Source organism: Exiguobacterium sp. A1_3_1 (genome assembly GCF_048985645.1).
GTDB classification, from domain to species: Bacteria; Bacillota; Bacilli; order Exiguobacteriales; family Exiguobacteriaceae; genus Exiguobacterium_A; species Exiguobacterium_A indicum.
On sequence record NZ_WBYY01000297.1, the window covers coordinates 1 to 1579 of the forward strand.

Annotated in this window: 2 protein-coding genes; both read right to left on the bottom strand. The window is 45.9% G+C overall.

What is annotated here, in order from left to right; genetic code table 11:
• Positions 1-47: 47 nt before the first annotated feature.
• The gene (locus F8N00_RS17885) at positions 48-827 is read right to left on the bottom strand and encodes a cell division protein FtsQ/DivIB (protein ID WP_023468802.1); all 780 of its coding nucleotides are present in this window, start codon (positions 825-827) and stop codon (positions 48-50) included.
• Between the two features lie 61 nt (positions 828-888).
• Positions 889-1579: UDP-N-acetylglucosamine--N-acetylmuramyl-(pentapeptide) pyrophosphoryl-undecaprenol N-acetylglucosamine transferase (locus tag F8N00_RS17890; RefSeq protein WP_421018731.1), on the bottom strand; the 691-nt coding region annotated here is incomplete at its 5' end.

The following is a 1579-nucleotide window of genomic DNA, read 5'->3' on the forward strand; positions in this document are numbered from 1 at the left end:
TCTCGTGGGCTCGGAGATGTGTATAAGAGACAGCCTTTACGAATCTTCTATTTTTTTCCTTTATATGGCTTGAAATAGATACCGCCATCAATTGTAATCGTTCCCGTCTTTCCTTTTGGTAAGGCAGAAATGACCTTTACGTATTCATTCAAGGAATTTGAAAAGGATGATGTACTGAGTAACACCGTATTCCCATCCGTCATGAATAATTTCAGACCACCCTTGTCCGTCTTATCGTTTGCGACGATTTCAGAGATCCGACTACGTACTTTCGGCTCGATCTTAACGAGTTCCTTCGTCAACCGATTTAATGATTGATCCGTAAATCCAGTCAGAATTGGTGCATCGAACAATTCTTCCTTCGACTTTCCGGGAATGATCGTTCCGTCCGCCAGTACGATCCGGTCTCCTGGTTTATCCTTTGCGTAAGCGATCTCTTTCTCTTCCGTCACCGTCACGCGATATTGATGCAAAAACTGTTTTTGCATCGTTGCTTCCTGAATGCCTGGAACCCTCTCGATTCGTTCAAGAATGTCTTCCTCTGATAGATTAAAGGCGTGTGTCTCATTCACCTTAACTCCTGATGCCTTCAAGATATCTGATGTTTTGACATTAAGATTACCATCAATATCAAATCGAGCGACCCGAGAATAACTCGACTGTAGATAAAAAACGACACCAACCAATAGACCAATCAGAATCAGGACATAGATGAGCCTCCGGTTGGCTTTTTTGCGACGTTGTTCACGGATATAAGGTATCTTATCCTCGAGGCTGCGGACGTTCTCGTCCTCTTGTGGTCGTCCAACCGCTCTCCGTTCCCTCACGTCTCATTCCCCCTCTATAACGTAACAATTCATTTCCCTATCGGTCTTTTCCTGCAATAGTTTAGTTTTTTTGTCCTGTCAGTCGTAACAATTCATCAACTAAGTCCAGTGAAGCGTTCGGCATACCGAGCGCAAGCGCCGCTTCAGACATCATTTGTTGTTGTGCTAACGCTTTTTCGCATGCCTCAAACAACCGATCACCCGTTAGCTCTTGTTCACGAATCAATAGACTCGCACCTGTCTCGACGAGTGATGAGGCATTGACCTCTTGGTGATTTTCCGTCACGTAAGGACTCGGGATGAGCACACTCGGTAAGCCGAGTGTCGTCAGTTCTGCCAATGTGCTTGCTCCCGAACGTGAAATGACGAGTTGACTTGCTTTTAAGATGTTCGGTAAATCATATACGAATGGGCGAAGTTGAATGCGTTCTGGTAAGGAACCAACGCGTGACATAATCGTATCGTAATGAATTTGACCAGTAACGAAGAGGAGCGACCAGCCTGCTTGCTCGACCTTTGGCATCATATCGACGACTGCTTCGTTGATTGCAGGTGCGCCACGACTACCGCCATAGATGACGACGAGAGGACGTCCTTCCTCAAAACCGAAACGTTGTCGCTCTTCAAGCGGATTGATGTTGAGCTCTGCCACTTCAGAAGCACGCGGATTTCCGATTAAAACCGTCTTCGCTTCATTCTTACCGAAGTGATGTCCAGACCCTTTAAAAGAGAGTGCAACACGATCCACATAC